The organism is Streptomyces sp. NPDC020747 (assembly GCF_044334695.1).
Classification (GTDB): Bacteria; Actinomycetota; Actinomycetes; order Streptomycetales; family Streptomycetaceae; genus Streptomyces.
Genome location: NZ_JBIRTJ010000013.1, coordinates 101,553 through 118,968, shown reverse-complemented (window position 1 = coordinate 118,968; position 17,416 = coordinate 101,553). Strand labels below are relative to the sequence as shown.

Annotated in this window: 14 protein-coding genes; 9 read left to right on the top strand and 5 right to left on the bottom strand. The window is 70.5% G+C overall.

Annotated elements, in window-relative coordinates; all coding sequences use genetic code 11:
- Positions 1-73 precede the first annotated feature (73 nt).
- From ACH4YP_RS31090 to ybaK, 4 genes are all read left to right on the top strand, one after another.
- Positions 74-1,657 (top strand): oxidoreductase, encoded by a 1,584-nt coding sequence (locus ACH4YP_RS31090; protein ID WP_361062683.1) that lies wholly within the window; start codon positions 74-76, stop codon positions 1,655-1,657.
- Positions 1,658-1,819: 162 nt separating this feature from the next.
- Complete coding sequence (locus ACH4YP_RS31085; protein ID WP_398493933.1) at positions 1,820-2,875, top strand: hypothetical protein; 1,056 nt, start codon at positions 1,820-1,822, stop codon at positions 2,873-2,875.
- An 11-nt stretch (positions 2,876-2,886) separates the two neighbouring features.
- Positions 2,887-3,627: an LON peptidase substrate-binding domain-containing protein gene (locus tag ACH4YP_RS31080; RefSeq protein WP_361062689.1), complete on the top strand. Its 741-nt coding sequence runs from the start codon at positions 2,887-2,889 to the stop codon at positions 3,625-3,627.
- Between the two features lie 49 nt (positions 3,628-3,676).
- Positions 3,677-4,180 (top strand): Cys-tRNA(Pro) deacylase, encoded by a 504-nt coding sequence (gene ybaK, locus ACH4YP_RS31075; protein ID WP_398493931.1) that lies wholly within the window; start codon positions 3,677-3,679, stop codon positions 4,178-4,180.
- A 138-nt stretch (positions 4,181-4,318) separates the two neighbouring features.
- Here ybaK and ACH4YP_RS31070 read toward each other — a convergent pair whose 3' ends face one another.
- The 4 genes from ACH4YP_RS31070 to ACH4YP_RS31055 all read right to left on the bottom strand — a co-directional run bounded on the left by ACH4YP_RS31070 (position 4,319) and on the right by ACH4YP_RS31055 (position 8,309).
- A complete protein-coding gene (locus ACH4YP_RS31070) occupies positions 4,319-4,951 on the bottom strand; it encodes an AAA family ATPase (RefSeq protein WP_398493930.1) in 633 nt (210 codons plus the stop codon).
- A 34-nt stretch (positions 4,952-4,985) separates the two neighbouring features.
- Positions 4,986-5,828 carry an ABC transporter permease gene (locus tag ACH4YP_RS31065; RefSeq protein WP_361062696.1) on the bottom strand — a complete coding sequence of 281 codons (843 nt, stop codon included), beginning with the start codon at positions 5,826-5,828 and terminating at the stop codon, positions 4,986-4,988.
- A gap of 70 nt (positions 5,829-5,898) precedes the next feature.
- Positions 5,899-6,930, bottom strand: a complete 1,032-nt coding sequence (locus ACH4YP_RS31060; protein ID WP_361062699.1) for an ABC transporter ATP-binding protein — start codon at positions 6,928-6,930, stop codon at positions 5,899-5,901.
- 155 nt (positions 6,931-7,085) lie between these two features.
- On the bottom strand, positions 7,086-8,309 hold the full coding sequence (locus tag ACH4YP_RS31055; protein WP_361062702.1) for an NYN domain-containing protein: 1,224 nt from the start codon (positions 8,307-8,309) through the stop codon (positions 7,086-7,088).
- A 224-nt stretch (positions 8,310-8,533) separates the two neighbouring features.
- Here ACH4YP_RS31055 and ACH4YP_RS31050 point away from each other — a divergent pair, with 224 nt between their 5' ends.
- Positions 8,534-8,713 (top strand): hypothetical protein, encoded by a 180-nt coding sequence (locus ACH4YP_RS31050; protein WP_361062705.1) that lies wholly within the window; start codon positions 8,534-8,536, stop codon positions 8,711-8,713.
- A 146-nt stretch (positions 8,714-8,859) separates the two neighbouring features.
- Here the strand turns inward: ACH4YP_RS31050 and dnaE are convergent, their stop codons facing one another.
- Complete coding sequence (gene dnaE, locus ACH4YP_RS31045; RefSeq protein ID WP_398493927.1) at positions 8,860-12,399, bottom strand: DNA polymerase III subunit alpha; 3,540 nt, start codon at positions 12,397-12,399, stop codon at positions 8,860-8,862.
- 249 nt (positions 12,400-12,648) lie between these two features.
- Here dnaE and ACH4YP_RS31040 point away from each other — a divergent pair, with 249 nt between their 5' ends.
- From ACH4YP_RS31040 to ACH4YP_RS31025, 4 genes are all read left to right on the top strand, one after another.
- Entirely contained in the window at positions 12,649-14,001 is a 1,353-nt protein-coding gene (locus tag ACH4YP_RS31040; RefSeq protein WP_361062711.1) for a DUF2252 domain-containing protein, read from the top strand.
- A 68-nt stretch (positions 14,002-14,069) separates the two neighbouring features.
- Positions 14,070-14,753 carry a hypothetical protein gene (locus ACH4YP_RS31035; protein WP_361062714.1) on the top strand — a complete coding sequence of 228 codons (684 nt, stop codon included), beginning with the start codon at positions 14,070-14,072 and terminating at the stop codon, positions 14,751-14,753.
- 46 nt (positions 14,754-14,799) lie between these two features.
- A complete protein-coding gene (locus ACH4YP_RS31030; protein ID WP_398493924.1) occupies positions 14,800-15,600 on the top strand; it encodes a DsbA family protein in 801 nt (266 codons plus the stop codon).
- Between the two features lie 124 nt (positions 15,601-15,724).
- On the top strand, positions 15,725-17,383 hold the full coding sequence (locus ACH4YP_RS31025) for an alkaline phosphatase D family protein (RefSeq protein WP_398493923.1): 1,659 nt from the start codon (positions 15,725-15,727) through the stop codon (positions 17,381-17,383).
- The last annotated feature ends 33 nt before the right edge of the window (positions 17,384-17,416 follow it).

The window sequence follows — 17,416 nt, the reverse complement described above, 5'->3', positions numbered from 1 at the left end:
AGGCAGTCACCCAGCGGGCATCACAGGAACGACTGTACGAAACCCGCGAGTAGCGGGGGAGAAAGGGAAGACCGTGACCCAGGGGGCCGGCGTCCGCGCCGGAGAACTGCCCGATGACCTGACCGCCGCCGAAGCCGGGATGTGGCAGGCGTTCCGCAACGGCAGCGTGTACGACCTGCGCGCCGGGGACCCAACCGTGGACGATCCGCACGGCGGCCATCCATGGGGCCCCGAGCGCTGTGTGCGGGCCCGGATAGTGGCCTGGCTGCTGCTGGACGGACCGCCCGCGCTCGACGGCCGCGTCGCCTCCCTCAAGCTGACCGGCGTCCAGATCGTCGACGTCCTCGACCTCGCGGGCGGCACGGTCGAGCCGTACGTCGAGATCAAGGGCTGCCGGTTCGAGAAGGAGGTCCTGCTGCCGGAGGCCCGGTTCACGACCGTGCGCCTGGTGGACTGCGCGGTGCCCCGGCTGGAGGCGGCCCGGGTGCACACCGAGGGCGATCTGCATCTGCCGCGCTGCCGTTTCCACAACGGCGTACGCCTCACCGACGCGCACATCGGCACGGACCTGCTGCTCAACCAGGCGATCGTCTACCGGGACCGGCGCGGGCGCTCCCTCACGGGCGACGGGATGACCGTCGGGCAGGACCTCCAGGCCGAGATGCTGGAGTCGCACGGCGAGCTGAGCCTGCGCGGCGCGAAGGTCGGCGTCTCGCTCAGTCTGCGCGGCAGCCGGCTGGCCAACCCGTACGGGAGCCGCCGCGCGCTGAACGCACCGCAGCTGACCGTCGAGCGCACGCTGTACCTGACCCCGGCGAGCGTCGGCGACCCCCTCCACACCAGTGGCCGCACCCCGGCGCGCGGCACCCGCGTCCAGCGGTTCGAGTGCGAGGGCGGGATCCGGCTCGACGACGGCCGGTTCGGGGACGCTGTCGACTTCGAGCAGGCCCGCCTGATCCTGCGGGACGGCCAGGAGGTCTCGCTGCGCCGCGTCCAGGTACCCGAGCTGCGCTTCCTCGGCGAGCGGCCACAACGCGGTCGGGTCGTGCTGAACGGCGCGAAGGTGGTCAACCTGATGGACCGGGCGACCAGCTGGCCGGGCGCGGGCCAGCTGCAGATGGGCGGCTTCCAGTACGAGTACCTCGTGCCGCGCGGCCCGTTCCCGCTGGCCCGGCGTCTGGAGTGGGTGGCCGCGGCGACTCCGGAGTACAACCCGGAGCCGTACGAGCGGCTGGCGACCGTGCTGCGCAACGGCGGCGAGGACCAGGACGCCCGCGAGGTGCTGCTCGCCAAGCAGCGCCACCGACGCGAGAACCTGCCGATCGCCGCCAAGCTCTGGGGGTACGTGCAGGACTGGACGGTCGCCTACGGGTACCGGCCGGGGCGGGCGGCCCTGTGGATGGCCGTGCTGTGGGCGGCGACCTCCATAGCCTTCGCACACGCCGACCATCCACCGCTCAAAGGCGGCGAACATCCGCCGTGGAACCCCTCGCTGTTCGCGCTGGACCTGCTGCTGCCGGTCATCGATCTCGGCCAGGTCGGCTACTGGCAGCTGCGCGGCGGCTGGCAGTGGCTGTCCGCGGTGGTGATCCTGCTGGGCTGGGTCCTCGCCACGACGGTGGCCGCGGGCGCGACACGGCTGCTGCGCAGGGGCTGAGCAGGGGCTGAACAGGTTTCTCTCCCTGGTCGCGCACAGCCGTCGGACACATGAACAACAGTCACCTTTTACCTGGCCTTGACCATTCCGCACGCAACCAAAATACGGTTACAAAAGCGTCACCGCGCACCCCCTGGCACCCGTCCGACCTGCGGGTTTTCAATGGGCACCACCATGGCACTGCTGCGCGCGCTCCTCCGTACGGCACGGATGGCGCGGAACACTTCGCGCCTCGCCGCCGGCCTGCCCGCCGACGACGAGGTACTGCTCGACGCGCCCGACGAGCGGCTCGGACCCGCGCTCGTCGCCGCGGGCCGCGGCGAGTACGGGACCGCGGCGAAGCTGATGTCCACCACCCGGGAGGCCGCCGAGTGGGAGAACCGGGACCGGTACGCGACACGGCTCGCCGCCTTCGCGCGCTCCCGGCCGGAGTGGTTCGACGACTGGTGCTCCGACGCCCCGCACGACCCGGACGCACTGCTGGTCAAGGCCGAGCTCGCGGTGTGCCGGAGCTGGGAGTCGCCTGCCCGCGCCGAGCTGCTGCGCCAGGTAGCGCCGCTGATCACCGCTGCCGCCGAGGGCGACCCGCGCGACCCGGTGCCGTGGCGCATCGCACTCGACCACGCCCGGGGCACGAACACCCCGCACACCGCGTTCGAGCGGCTGTGGGGAGAGGCCGTACGCCGCTCCCCACACCACTACGGCTGCCATGCGGCCGCCCTCCAGTACCTGTCCGCGGCCTGGTACGGCTCGCACCGCGAGTGCTTCGACTTCGCCGAGCGGGCCGCGCAGGACGCACTGCCCGGCTCCCTCGTCCAGGCCCTGCCGGTGCGCGCGGCCTTCGCGTATCTGACCGAGGGCGGCGGGGCGGCCGTGCCGCGTGCGCGTCTCGACAAGGCGGCCGACCTCGCGATCGCCGTCTCCGGGGAGTACGCGGCCGCCGACCCCTGGCCCGCGGAGGTCCGCAACCTGCTCGTCTACGTGCTGATCCGCCTGGAACGCTGGCAGGACGCGCTGGCGGAGCTGCACCGGATCGGGCCGTACGCCACCTCGTTCCCCTGGGACCGCGTCTCGGACGACCCGCTCGGCCAGTTCCTCGAACTGCGCGACGGAATACGGATCGAGGTGGCCTCGGGCATGCCTCTGAAACTACGCAACGGGGATCTTCCGTATCCACGGAGTGAGCACGGCGGACGTGCGCGCTCCGGTGACCATTAGGCTTTCCCGTCGTGACCACCGTCCGGCTCCCCCTCTTCCCCCTGAACTCGGTGCTGTTCCCCGGGCTCGTGCTGCCCCTGAACGTCTTCGAGGAGCGGTATCGCGCGATGATGCGCGAGCTCCTGAAGACCCCCGAGGACGATCCGCGCCGGTTCGTCGTCGTCGCCATCCGCGACGGCCACGAGGTCGCGTCCACCGCGCCCGGCATGCCGGACCAGACCGCCGTACCCCAGCGCGGGCCCGCGGCGGGCTTCGGCGACGACCCGGCGAAGGCCTTCCACGAGGTGGGCTGCGTCGCGGACGCGGCGACCATCCGGGAACGGGCCGACGGCAGCTTCGAGGTGCTGGCCACCGGTACGACCCGGGTGCGGCTGCTCTCCGTGGACGCCTCCGGTGCCTTTCTGACGGCCGAACTGGAGGAGCTGGAGGAAGACCTCGGCGACGAGGCCGGCGCGCTGGCTCAAGGGGTACTGCGGGCCTTCAGGCAGTATCAGAAGCGGCTCGCGGGGGCCCGGGAGCGGTCCCTGGCGACCGGGGCCGAGCTTCCGGACGAGCCGGCCGTCGTCTCGTACCTGGTCGCCGCCGCGGCGATGCTCGACGTACCGGCGAAGCAGCGGCTGCTCGCGGCCCCGGACACGGCGTCCCGGCTCCGGGAGGAGCTGACGCTGCTGCGGGCGGAGACCGCGATCATCCGCAACCTGCCGTCGCTGCCCGCGTCGGAGCTGACGCGGGGCCCGACGAGCCTCAACTGACCTGGACCATCAAGGGCAAGCGGACCAGTAAGGGCGAAGGGCACGGGTCGTGGCCAAGAAGTCGAAGAAGCAGCAGCAGCCGGGAGGGACGCCCGCGACCGTGGCGCTCACCGCGGCGGGCGTCGAGTTCACGGTCCACGCCTACGAGCACGACCCCTCGCACCCCTCGTACGGGGAGGAGGCGGCCGAGGCGATGGGCGTCTCCCCCGACCGGGTCTTCAAGACGCTGGTCGCGGACGTCGACGGGGAGCTCACGGTCGCCGTCGTGCCGGTGGCCGGCTCGCTCGACCTGAAGGCGCTGGCCTCGGCGGTGGGCGGCAAGCGGGCCGCGATGGCCGATCCGGCCGCCGCGGAGCGTTCCAGCGGGTACGTGCGCGGGGGCATCTCACCGCTCGGGCAGCGCAAGCGGCTGCGTACGGTGCTGGACGCGTCGGCCACCGCCCACGCCACCGTCTGTGTGTCGGCGGGGCGGCGGGGGCTCGAAGTGGAGCTTGCTCCGGGGGACCTCGCCAAGCTCACGGATGCGGTGGTTGCCGCCGTCGGGCGTGCGTGACCCCTTCACGGGCGGCCTGTCCTCGGTTAAGTACCGAGGACATGTCGAAGAAGACGCGTAAGCGGAAGTGGCGGGTCAAGAAGGGTCGCTCCAACCACGGGCATCGGCCGGCGTAGGACCGTTCGTCGCCCGGGGCCGTCAGGCCTGCGGAGGGAACTGGGGCTGGTCGTACGGGTCCGGATCCCTCGGGGCGAACAGAGCCGTCAGGCCCAGGTGGACCAGGAGGGCCGAGACGGACCAGGCGAGCAGGGCGCCCTTGGCGTTGAGGACGAGGGGGGCGTCGAAGGTGACGCCCTTGCCCGCCTCCTTGGCGTGGGCGATCACGTCCTGGGTGGGGCCGAGCCAGATCCCCAGGCGCCAGGCGAGCAGGGAGGCGAGGATGCCTCCGACGGTGAGCGCGACGATCTGCGGGATGCCGCCACGGCGCCGCAGCAGGAAGACGACCACCGCGGTGACCAGGCCGAAGCCGACCGCGAGCAGGGAGAAGGTGCCGTCCACGCCGATGACCTGCTCCCCCTCGATGTCCTTGGGGTAGACCGCCGCGCCGTCCGAGACCAGCGGCACCCGCGGCGCCAGCCAGCACCACAGCAGTCCGAGCAGCACGCCGCCGATCGCCGTCGCGACCGTGATGAGGGCGGCCTCGCGCAGTTCGGCCTTCATCCCGGGGCCGTCCTCCTCATGACCGGGCGCGTACCCGGGGGGCGGCGCCTGCCAGACGTGGTGCGGAGGCTGGTGGTTCGGCTGTGGAGGCGGAGTCAGCGGTGCGGTCACACCGACATCGTGCCAGGCCCGCCTGTCGGCCGCGTCACCGGACGGCCGCCCGGCGGTAGGCCCAGGTCGCGACGGCCAGCGAGGCGACGCCGACGCCCGCGCACACGGCGAGGTCGAGCAGGACGACCCCCCAGTCGGGATCCGCCCCGAAGGTCAGCCCGAAGGCCTCGACGCCGTACGTGGAAGGCAGCAGGTCACGCGCGTACTGGACGACCATCGGCAGCCGGTCCGGCGGCAGCACCCCGAGCAGCAGCGCGGCGGACATGCCCAACTGTCCGAGCAGCGTGGCGAGTTCGGGCCGCGGGGCGAGCAGTCCGAGCGCCGCCCCGAGGCCGGCGAGCGCGGCGCCCGCGAGCGGGACGACGGCGATGAGGATCCACAGGTGGGTGAACGGCAGCCCGAAGAGCATGCAGCCGACCACGGCGGTGACGAGGGTCCCTGGCACGGTGAAGGAGGCATACGCGGCGGCCGCGCCGAGCACGACGGCGGCGGGCGGCACGGGCAGCGTCGCGTAGTGGTCGAGGCCGCCGCTGGCGCGCAGCTGGCCGAAGTACTGGGCGAGCAGATTGAGCGCGACGAACGCGACCACGAGGACCGACGAGCCGGCCACCACGGCATGCGCCTCGTCCCCGCCGTCCACGACCCCGCGCATCAGGACCATGATCCCGACGGACTGGAAGGTCGCCACGAACAGCAGCGGGATCCGGGCCACCCGGGCCCGGGAGAGCTGCGCCCGGTAGACGGCGGCCAGGGCCGGCCACAGCCGCGCGCGCGGCCCGAGCCCGGCCACGGCACGGACACCTTCCTCGGCGTCCACGGCCCGGTCGGTGTCCGCACGGGCTGCGCCGGGCAGGACCTCGGCGGGTACGACACTCACGTCGAGCGGCTCCTGTTCGCTTCGGCTGTCGTCCTGTACCTGTTCCGTACGGCTGTGGAGGCCCGCACGCTCATGCCTTGACCAACCCCCGTACGTTTCCCGCGCTGCCGCCCAGTGCCAGGTACACGTCCTCCAGGCTGGGCGTGGCGAGCGTGAAGTCGTCCAGGGCCGCGAAGGCGGCGCCGCCGGTGACGGCCGCCACGGCCGCGCGGGCCTCCTCGGGGGCGAGCCGCAGCGACCAGCGACGGCCCGACTCTACGGCCCGGTCGCGCAGGGCGGCGACCTCGGGCACGTCGAGGGGCGCGCGCTCGCGCCAGACGAGTTCGAGGCGCACCTCGCCGGCGACCTGTTCCTTCAGCCCGGAGGGGGTGTCGCAGGCGATGACCCGGCCCCGGTCGAGGACGGCGACGCGGTCGAGGACCGTCTCCGCCTCGATGACGTTGTGGGTGACCAGCAGGACGGTCGTGGCGTGCTCGACCCGGCGCCGGTCGACGGCGCCCCAGACGGCGCGGCGGGCGACGGGGTCCATGCCGGTGGTCGGCTCGTCGAGGACGAGGAACGGCCGCGCGCCGACGAGCGTGGTGGCGAAGCAGGCGAGCCGCCGCTGCCCGCCGGACAGCTTCTTGAGGGGCCGCGCGGCGAGCGCGGTGAGCCCCAGCTCCTCCAGGACCGCGTCCCGCTCGGCCCGGGCGCTGCGTATGTCGAGCCCGCGCAGCCGCCCGGTGGTCTCCGCGGCGAGCGACACGGTCAGCTCGTCGAGCGCGGTGGACTCCTGCCCCAGGTACGCCAGGATCCGCGCCGCCCGCTCGGGATGGCGCACGATGTCGTGCCCGAGGATCTCGACGCTGCCGCGATCGGGGCGCATCAGCCCCGTCAGCTGCCGTACGAGGGTGGTCTTGCCCGCTCCGTTCGGCCCGAGCAGCCCGAAGATCTCACCTCGCCGGATGTCGAGCCGCACCCCGTCGGTGGCCCGCACCTCGGGCGTCCCGGGTGCTCCGCGCCGCCCGCGCACCGCCGGATAGGTCTTCGTCAGATCCCGCACCGCGCACACGACATCCCCGCCGTGCCCGTTCCGGACTCCCTGTGCGGTGCGCGTACTCACGAGGACTGAGGGTACGGGGTCCCGCCCCTCCGACGACGCCCGGGGCGGGCATACGCCCGATATCGGCCCTGTCAGGGGCGCGAGGAACGGCGCGAGCAGCCTCACGGACAACACACGCCCCTCAGGTCAGCGGCAAGCCGACCCGAGCCGACCTCCTACTCCCCCGCGGGAGCGTGCTCGGCCGCGGTCCGCACATCGATCTCGCGCCAGAAGCCCGCCCGAATCGCGTACCGGTCATGCTCGTCGATCTGATCGTCCTTGTGGGCGAGCAGCCCGAACCGCGCCGCGTACCGCAACAGCTCCCCGTCGATGCGATGCGGCACCCGGGGATACATCGTCGACAGCTTCGGCAGCTGGGCCTGGTCCGACAGCCGCCCCATCCACCGCCGCGCGAACACCTGTCCGACCTCGTACGGGTCCCCGCCCACCGTCGTGATGTCCTCCTCACGATCGGCCCACCGCTGCTCGGCCGACGTGAGTTGCGCGAGCGTGGGCAGCAGCGCGGCCTCCGCGGACTCCGCGGCGGTACCGGGCCGGTCGACCCACCCCTTGTCGGAGGACCACCGAAGCGTCGCGTTGGCGGGCTGCGGATGCGCATGCGCCCCGGGCGCCCGCAACGCGGCCAGGTCCTTCGGCGTCGGAACGCCCCCCTTGGCGGCCGGCGCCCTCTCCTCCGTGCCGTTCTCACTGGGCGCGGCCTGCGGCGCGTGCCCGGCGTCCCGCGAGGGCCGCTCCCCCGCGGAGGACAGCGCGGACTCGGGCAGCGGCGCGGAGAGGATCGCGGCGATCTCGGGCCGCGGCACGGGCGGCGGTGCGCAGACCCCGCCGAGGTCCTTGGCCTGTACGGCCTTGGTGATCCAGATGCGGTCGAGGACCCGCCGCTCGTCGGCCTCGGCGACAAGATCCTCGGACTGGTTGTAGTCGCCGTCGGCGGCCTGCACGGCCCACAGGTGCACGGCGACCCCGTGCTCCTTCGCGGCCATCATGCCGGGCAGCAGATCCCCGTCCCCGGTGACGAGCACGACGTCGGAGCAGGCCCGGTTGCGCGCCAGCTCCGTGAGCTCGGCGTGCATGGCGGCGTCCACGCCCTTCTGCGCCCAGCGCCCGTCGCTACGGGTCAGCGCGCCCAGGCGCACCGTGACCCGCGGCATCACCCGCAGTCTGCGGTGCTCGGGCTGCGGTACGCGGTCGGGGGCGCCGTCGAACCAGTAGATGCGCAACAGGGGCCGTTCCGTGTCGGACTCGGCGCGCTCGCGCAGGCCCTGGATGAGGGCGGCGTGGTCGACGGTGATCCGGGAGCGGGAGGAATCCCCGGCGAGGAGACTGGCAGCAGCCCCGAGCAGGTACCCGGCGTCCACCAGGACAATGCAGCGGTCCACGCGATCCACCCTCTTTCCGGGAGGTTTGCTTCGGGCTTCCTTCGAGTCTGCCCGACCCTGCGGAGGTTAACGGCCGGAACTCGATCTTCGGCGTGGCGGATCGGCGGATCACTCACCGACAGGGCTTATTACGCACGGTAATTCTCCGAAATGCGATTGTTGTCGCGCTATGTGAGTCTGGTCCCGGCCCTGGCCCCGAGAACCCCCGTAGGAGGCAGATCTCCATGGCCAAGAACAAGAACCGCAAGCAGGGCGGGCAGCAGGACCGCTCCTCGCAGGCCGAGCGCGCGAAGGAGCAGGCGGACCGGTCCTCGGCGGAGGCGCAGCAGTCGCCGATGTCGCAGGCCCAGGGCAGCCCCGCCGACGTCGCCCGCAAGCATCAGAAGCGCTTCGGCCACAACTGAGGCCCGCGCCAGGCCTGTTGAGGCCTGTTGAGGGCTCTGAGGGCTGCTGAGGCCCAGGCACACGACGAGGGGCGCATCCGCGACGGATGCGCCCCTCTTGTACCTCGCCTACCGGTTCAGGCCGCCTCGCACGTCGGCCCGCTGGTTCAGCCCGCCAGGCAGGACGGCCCGAGCAGCACTTTCAAGTCACCGAAGAGCGCGGGGTCCGGCTTCACCCGGTGCCGGTCGAGCCGCAGCACCGTGGTCTTGCTCGGGCCCTGGAGCCTGATCCGCACCTCGCTCTCGCCCTTGTGGTGGCTGAGGATCTCGCCGAGCCTGCTGATCATCGGCGGGGTGACCTTCAGCGCCGGGATGGTGAGGATCACGGGCGCGTTGGTGCCCGCGTTCGACAGGTCCGGGACCTGGAGTTCCATCGCGACGAGCCGGGGCACGTCCTCGCGCTTGTCGAGACGCCCCTTGACGAACACCACCGCGTCCTCGACCAGTTGGGTCGACACCAGCTGATAGGTCGCCGGGAAGAACATGCACTCGATCGACCCCGCCAGGTCCTCGACGGTGGCGATGGCCCAGGCGTTGCCCTGCTTGGTCATCTTGCGCTGCAGGCCGGAAATGATCCCGCCGATGGTGACGACCGCTCCGTCCCCGTGCTCGCCGCCGGTGAGCTGGTTGATGCCCGCGTCGGCCTTGTCGGACAGCACGTGCTCCAGGCCGAAGAGCGGGTGGTCGGAGACGTACAGGCCGAGCATCTCCCGCTCCTGGGCGAGCAGGTAGGCCTTGTCCCACTCGTCGGTGGTGAACTCGACGTCGAGCCCGAAGCCGGGCTCGCTGCTGTCGTCCTCGCCCATCCCGCCGAAGAGGTCGAACTGGCCCTCGGCCTCCTTGCGCTTGACCGCGACCACGTTGTCGATCATCGGCTCGAAGTGCGCGGTGAGGCCCTTGCGGGTGTGCCCCATCGTGTCGAAGGCGCCGGCCTTGATCAGCGACTCCGTGGTGCGCTTGTTGCACGCGGCCGCCTCGACCTTGTCGAGATAGTCGGGGAACGAGCCGTACTTCCCCTTGGCCTTGCGGCTGCGGATGATCGACTCCACGACGTTCGTACCAACGTTGCGGACGGCCGAGAGGCCGAACAGGATCACGTCGTCACCCTGCGCGGCGAAGTTCTGCTCGGACTCGTTGACGTTCGGCGGCAGCACCTTGATCTTCATGCGCCGGCACTCGTTGAGGTAGACCGCCGACTTGTCCTTGTCGTCCTTGACCGAGGTGAGCAGCGCGGCCATGTACTCGGCCGGGTAGTTCGCCTTGAGATAACCGGTCCAGTACGACACCAGTCCGTACGCGGCCGAGTGGGCCTTGTTGAAGGCGTAACCGGCGAAGGGGACCAGCACGTCCCACAGGGCCTGGATCGCCTCGTCGCTGTAGCCGTTCTTCCGGGCGCCCGCCTGGTAGAGGACGAAGTTCTTCGCCAGTTCCTCGGGCTTCTTCTTGCCCATCACGCGGCGCAGGATGTCGGCCTCGCCGAGCGAGTACCCGGCGATGATCTGGGCGGCCTTCTGGACCTGCTCCTGGTAGACGATCAGGCCGTAGGTGACCGCGAGGACCTCCTCGAGCGGCTCCTCCAGCTCCTTGTGGATCGGCGTGATCTCCTGGCGCTTGTTCTTGCGCTCCGCGTAGTTGATGTGCGAGTTCATGCCCATCGGGCCCGGCCGGTAGAGGGCCGAGACGGCGGAGATGTCCTCGAAGTTGTCGGGCTGCATCTGGCGGAGAAGCGAGCGCATCGGGCCGCCGTCGAACTGGAAGACGCCCAGAGTGTCACCGCGGCAGAGCAGTTCGAAGGTCTTGGGGTCGTCCAGCGGGAGGGCGAGCATCTCCAGGTCGATGCCCTTGTTGGCCTTCACCATCTTGATGGCGTCGTCCATGATCGTGAGGTTGCGCAGGCCCAGGAAGTCCATCTTGAGCAGGCCGAGCGACTCGCACTGCGGGTAGTCCCACTGCGTGATCGTGACGTTGTCGGTGTGCCGCACCCAGACCGGGGCGTGGTCGACGATGGGCTCGCTGGACATGATCACGCCGGCCGCGTGCACACCCATCTGCCGGACCAGACCCTCGACGCCCTTCGCGGTGTCGATGACCTTCTTCACGTCCGGCTCGTTCTCGTACATCCCGCGGATCTCACCGGCCTCGCCGTAGCGCGGGTGCTTGGGATCGGTGATGCCGTTCAGGTCGATGCCCTTGCCGAGGACGTCGGCGGGCATGGCCTTGGTGAGCCGGTCACCCATCGCGTACGGATAACCCAGCACACGCGCCGAGTCCTTAATCGCGTTCTTCGCCTTGATCTTTCCGTACGTGCCGATCATGGCGACCTTGTCGGCCCCGTACTTCTCCGTCACATACCGGATCACCTCGACGCGCCGACGCTCGTCGAAGTCGATGTCGACGTCGGGCATGGAGACGCGCTCGGGGTTCAGGAACCGCTCGAAGATCAGACCGTGCGGGATCGGGTCGAGGTCGGTGATGCCCATGGCGTACGACACGATCGAACCGGCCGCGGAGCCACGCCCGGGGCCGACCGCGATGCCCTGCTTCTTGGCCCACATGATGAAGTCGGCGACGACGAGGAAGTACCCCGGGAACCCCATCTGGATGATGACGTCCATCTCGTACTCGGCCTGCTTCTGGCGGTCGTCGGGGACGCCGGCGGGGAAGCGGCGCTCCATTCCGCGGCGCACCTCCTCCTGGAACCAGGTGACCTCGGTGAAGCCGTCGGGGATGTCGAACTTCGGCATGAGGTTCTTCGCCTCGAACATGCCCGTCGTGTCGATCTGCTCGGCCACCAGGAGGGTGTTCGCACACCCTTCCTGCCAGGCGTCCGAGGAGTCGACGGCGTACATCTCGTCCGTCGACTTCAGGTAGTAACCGGTGCCGTCGAAGCGGAAGCGGTCCGGGTCGGAGAGGTTCTTGCCGGTCTGGATGCAGAGCAGCGCGTCGTGCGCGGTCGCCTCGTGCGCGTACGTGTAGTGCGAGTCGTTCGTCACCAGTGGCGGGATGCCCAGCTTCTTGCCGACCCGCAGCAGGTCGTCACGGACCCGGCTCTCGATCTCGATGCCGTGGTCCATCAGCTCCAGGAAGTACCGGTCCTTGCCGAAGATGTCCTGGTACTCCGAAGCCGCCTTCACCGCCTCGTCGAACTGGCCCAGACGCAGCCGCGTCTGCAACTCACCGGAGGGGCACCCCGTGGAGGCGATCAGCCCCTCGGACCACTGGGAGATCGTCTCCTTGTCCATCCGGGGCCACTTCTGCAGCCAGCCCTCCGCGTACGCGTCCGAGGAGAGCTTGAACAGGTTGTGCAGGCCCGTCCTGTTGGCGGCCCAGATCGTCTTGTGGGTGTAACCACCCGAGCCGGACACGTCGTCACGCTTCTGGTGCGGCTGACCCCACTTGATCTTCCGCTTGTTGCGCCGCGACTCCGGGGCGACGTACGCCTCGATGCCGATGATCGGCGTCACCCCCGCCTTCTTCGCCGTATGGAAGAAGTCGTACGCCCCATGCAGATTGCCGTGGTCCGACATCGCGATATGGGACATCCCCATCTCGTTGCACGCGTCGAACATGTCCTTCAGCCGCGCGGCACCGTCCAGCAGCGAGTACTGGGTGTGGACATGCAGGTGCGTGAACGGCGGTTTTGACACGGCTTCGGCCTCCAAGAAGAACTGGCGTCGACGAGCTCCCCAACAGGCTGCGCACAGTCCGGGGGACAGCGTCGAAGTCTATGCCGGAGCACTGACACTCGGAGCGGTCTGCCCCGTACCTTCGTGAGGGGAGAACGGGCACTCCCGCGTACCTTCGTCCGTTGGAAGATGACGGAGGCATCCGCTCCGGCGGACGGCACATTCCGTCCCATTTGTCATGCACCACCTTGCACCAGGAGGCACCAAGCGATGTCGGTTCCGCAGCTCAGCGCCGAGCAACGCGGCGAACAGATCCTCGCCGTATTCGACACCGCCTTCGGCGAACTGCTGGCCGCCGACCCGGCCGCGTTCCGCGTGAAGTTCCGGAAGATGGCGGCCTCCGCGTTCGCCTTCTACCGCGGCACGGCCGGCCTCTTCTACCACGACCTGGAGCAGGAGAACGCCGGGCGGGGTGGTGGGAGGATTCTGAGTGGACCGTACCTGGACGAGCGCACCTCGCGCGTGTGGATCCACGGCGACCTGCACGCGGAGAACTTCGGCACGTACATGGACGCCCAGGGGCGCCTGATCTTCAACGTGAACGACTTCGACGAGGCGTACGTCGGCCCCTTCACCTGGGACCTCAAGCGCCTCGCGGCCTCCGTGGCCCTGATCGGCTACGCGAAGGCGCTGAGCGACGAGCAGATCACCGACCTCGTCCGGACGTACGCGGCCGCCTACCGCGAGCGGATCCACGCCCTCGCGACGGGCGCAAAGAGCGACGAGGTGCCGCCCTTCACGCTGGACACCGCGCAGGGCCCGCTCCTGGACGCCCTGCGTGACGCCCGCTCGCTGACCCGCTTCGGGCTGCTCGAATCGATGACCGAGATCCGCGACTTCGAGCGCCGCTTCGCGCCGGGCGGCGGCTCCATCGAGCTGGACGCGGCCACGCGCTACAAGGTCCTCGCGGCCTTCGACGGCTACCTGGAGACGCTGCCGGAGGCGTCCCTGTCCCGCCCGGACTCGTACCGGGTGAAGGACGTCGTGGGCCGCCGCGGCATCGGCATCGGCTCGGCGGGGCTGCCCTCGTACAACATCCTTCTGGAGGGCGCCACCGACGCCCTGGAGAACGATGTGGTGATCTACATCAAGCAGGCCCAGACCCCGGCCGTCTCCCGGCACATCACGGACTCCTCGATCCGTGACTACTTCCAGCACGAGGGCCACCGCACGGTGATCTCCCAGCGCGCCCTCCAGGCACACGCCGACCCGTGGCTGGGCTGGACCGAGCTGGACGGCGCGGGCCAGCTCGTCGCCGAGGTCTCGCCGTACGCGGTGGACCTGGACTGGGGCGACATCGACGACCCGGAGGAGATCGCGGCGGTCGTCGCGGACCTCGGCCGGTCCACCGCCACCATGCACGCGGCGGCGGACGACGAGAGCGGCCACTCGGAGCTGGTGCCGTTCTCCACCGAGCGCGCCATCGACGCGGCGATCGCGGGCGACGAGGACAGCTTCGGCGACCTCCTTGTCGACTTCGCGCATGAGTACGGCGCACGGGCGCGTACCGACCACCAGATCTTCGTGGACCTTTTCCGTAACGGCCGGATTCCCGGTCTGTAGACATCACACAACGCACAGGAACCCTTTAGGGACCTCTTACAGGAGTACGTGGGACACTCTCCTCCGCTATGGACATATCCGGGACCCAGCTCAGAGCCGTGCGCGCGGCGCTGTTCACGGCACTCGTCGTGACGCTCAGCACCGCGTCGCACGTGCTGCTGTCCCAGGTCCCGCTGCCGCTGACCACCGTGGCCGTGATCGCGGGTGCCGTCTTTGTCGTCGCGTACGCGCTGGCGGGCCGTGAGCGCGGCTTCGGGCGGATCGCCGCCCTGCTGATCCCGCTGGAGCTGGCCGCCGACACGCTGTTCACCGCCGGCCAGCACGCCTGTTACGGCAGGGCGGGCGGCCCGGTCGCGGGCCCGCTCCGCTCGGTCGGTTTCGACATGCTGTGCGGCGGCGAGGTCGGCACCCCGCTGGCGCGGGTCACCGGCGGCGAGACCCAGCCCGCCGCGGCCCTGCTCGCGAACGCCGATCCGGCCGCCGCCTGGCTGCTGCTCGGCGCGCACATCGGCGTGGGTCTGCTCGCGGCCGCCTGGCTGCGGCGCGGCGAGCGGGCCCTGGCCCAGCTCCTGGACGCGGTGGCCGCCGCCACGTTCCGGCCCCTGCTGACCGCGGTCGCCGCGGTGACCGTCCACTGCACTCCCGTACGCCGGCTGCCGCGCCCCACGCGCCGGGTCGCCGCCACGCGTACGCGTCTCTTCGTGCACTCCCTGGGACGGCGTGGACCGCCGTGCTCGGCCGTTTTCGCCTGAGCACGCCAGTCCCCATTCACCTGTCACCACCACGGAGAACACCATCATGAGCAAGCGGAACAGCCAGGCCTCGAAGTCGGCGGCCCGTGAGCGGCTGCGCGTCGAGCGCGAGCGTCAGGCCAAGCGCGACAAGGTCAGGCGGCAGGTCATCGTCGCCGGTTCGATCGTCGCGGTGCTCGCGATAGCCGGCGGCATCGGCTACGCCGTCGTACAGAACAACGAGCCCTCGAAGTGGGACGCGGCCGCCGACGCGAAGGTCGTCGCCCCCGCCAACACCAGCGGCACGAACGGCACGAGCATCGTCGTCGGCGACTCCAAGACCAAGAACACGGTCCACCTCTACGAGGACGCGCGCTGCCCGGCCTGCGCCTCCTTCGAGCAGACCGTCGGCGAGACCGTCAACAAGGGCATGACGGACGGCGACTACAAGCTGTCCTTCACCCTCGGCACCTTCCTCGACGGCAACCTCGGCGGCGACGGCTCGAAGAACGCGCTCAGCGCGCTCGGCGCCGCGCTGAACGTGAGCACCGACGCGTTCCTGGACTACAAGACCGCGCTGTACTCGACGAAGTACCACCCCGAGGAGACGAAGGACGAGTTCTCCAAGGACAGCTACCTGATCAAGGTGGCGGACACGGTGGACGCGCTCAAGGACAACAAGAAGTTCCAGGCCGCCGTCGAGAAGGGCACGTACGACGCCTGGGCGATGAAGATGAGCAAGACCTTCGACGACGCCAAGGGTGTCGACTCGACGCCGACCATCAAGATCAACGACAAGAAGATCACGAACCCGAGCACGGTCGCCGACTGGGAGAAGTCGCTCAAGGCCGCGGGCGTCACCAAGTAACGCACGGTAGCTCGGACAGCGCAGGTTACGCACGGCACAAGGGCGGGCGAACTCTTGCGAGTTCGCCCGCCCTTCGCGTCTTCTGCCTTACCGAAAGCACTACCCGTCAGTAATCTGATCGGCCGTGACCAGTCGACTCAGATCCCACTCCAGCCCCGACTCCCCCGCCCCGCGCCGCCGTACGGTGGTCAAGGCGGCCGCGGCCACCGCCGTGCTCGGAGCCCCGCTCGCCGCCGCGCTGCCGGCCCGTGCCGCCGAGGCCCCCGCGTTCCCGCACGGCGTCGCCTCCGGTGACCCGCTGCCGGACGGCGTCCTGCTGTGGACCCGGGTGACGCCCACGGCCGCGGCGACACCCGGCTCCGGGCTCGGCCCCGACGTCGAGGTCGGCTGGACGGTGGCCACGGACAAGGCGTTCACGAACGTCGTCGCGAAGGGCTCCACCACCGCGACCGCCGCCTCCGACCACACCGTCAAGGCCGACATCCGCGGTCTGCAGCCCGCCACGGCCTACTGGTTCCGCTTCTCCAGCGGCGGCACGGACTCACCGGCCGCCCGCACCCGCACCGCCCCGGCCCACGACGCGGCCGTGGCCGGGATGCGCTTCGGCGTGGTGTCCTGCGCCAACTGGGAGGCCGGCTACTTCTCCGCCTACCGGCATCTGGCCGCGCGCGGCGACCTGGACGCCTGGCTGCATCTGGGCGACTACATCTACGAGTACGGCACCGGTGAGTACGGGACGCGCGACACCGTCGTACGCCCGCACGCCCCCACGCACGAGATCGTCACCCTCGCCGACTACCGCACCCGGCACGGCCGTTACAAGACCGACCCCGACCTTCAGGCCCTGCACGCCGCGGCCCCGGTGATAGCCATCTGGGACGACCACGAGTTCGCCAACGACACCTGGTCGGGAGGTGCCGAGAACCACACCGAGGGCGCGGAGGGCACCTGGTCCGCCCGCCAGTCGGCCGCCAAGCAGGCCTACTTCGAGTGGATGCCGGTGCGGCCCGCGATCGAGGGGACCACCTACCGGCGGCTGCGCTTCGGCAGGCTGGCCGACCTCTCGCTGCTCGACCTGCGCTCGTACCGCTCGCAGCAGGTGAAGGTCGGCAACGGCTCGGTCGACGACCCGGACCGTACGCTCACCGGCCGGGCCCAGCTCGACTGGCTGAAGGCGGGGCTGAAGTCCTCCGACACCAGTTGGCGGCTGGTCGCCAACTCCGTCATGATCGCGCCGTTCGCCCTCGGCTCGCTCTCCGCCGAACTCCTGAAACCGCTCGCCGAGCTGCTCGGCCTGCCCAAGGAGGGCCTCGCCCTCAACACCGACCAGTGGGACGGCTACACCGACGACCGCCGCGAACTGCTCACGCATCTGCGGGACAACGCGATCCGCAACACGGTCTTCCTCACCGGCGACATCCACATGGCCTGGGCCAACGACGTGCCGTACAACGCCGGTACATATCCGCTGTCGGCGTCCGCCGCCACCGAGTTCGTCGTCACGTCGGTGACCTCCGACAACCTCGACGACCTCGTCAAGGTCCCGGAGGGCACGGTCTCCGCCCTCGCCTCGCCGCTGATCCGGGCCGCCAACCGGCACGTCCACTGGGTCGACACGGACCGCCACGGCTACGGCGTCCTGGACCTGACCGCCGAGCGGGCGCAGATGGACTACTACGTGCTGTCCAGCCGCACGTCCGCCAACGCGACGGTCTCCTGGGCCCGTTCGTACCGCACGCGCAGCGGCACGCAGAAGGTGGAGCGGGTGTACGACCCGGTCTGATCCGGCACGGAGTCCGTCGCCGACGGGCTACAG

What these genes read in the sequence shown, in the direction of transcription:
- ACH4YP_RS31030 (WP_398493924.1), top strand. Translation starts at nt 14,800, where the DNA reads ATGAGCAAGCGGAACAGCCAGGCCTCGAAGTCGGCGGCCCGTGAGCGG.
- ACH4YP_RS31040 (WP_361062711.1), top strand. Translation starts at nt 12,649, where the DNA reads ATGTCGGTTCCGCAGCTCAGCGCCGAGCAACGCGGCGAACAGATCCTC.
- ACH4YP_RS31035 (WP_361062714.1), top strand. Translation starts at nt 14,070, where the DNA reads ATGGACATATCCGGGACCCAGCTCAGAGCCGTGCGCGCGGCGCTGTTC.
- ACH4YP_RS31085 (WP_398493933.1), top strand. Translation starts at nt 1,820, where the DNA reads ATGGGCACCACCATGGCACTGCTGCGCGCGCTCCTCCGTACGGCACGG.
- ACH4YP_RS31050 (WP_361062705.1), top strand. Translation starts at nt 8,534, where the DNA reads ATGGCCAAGAACAAGAACCGCAAGCAGGGCGGGCAGCAGGACCGCTCC.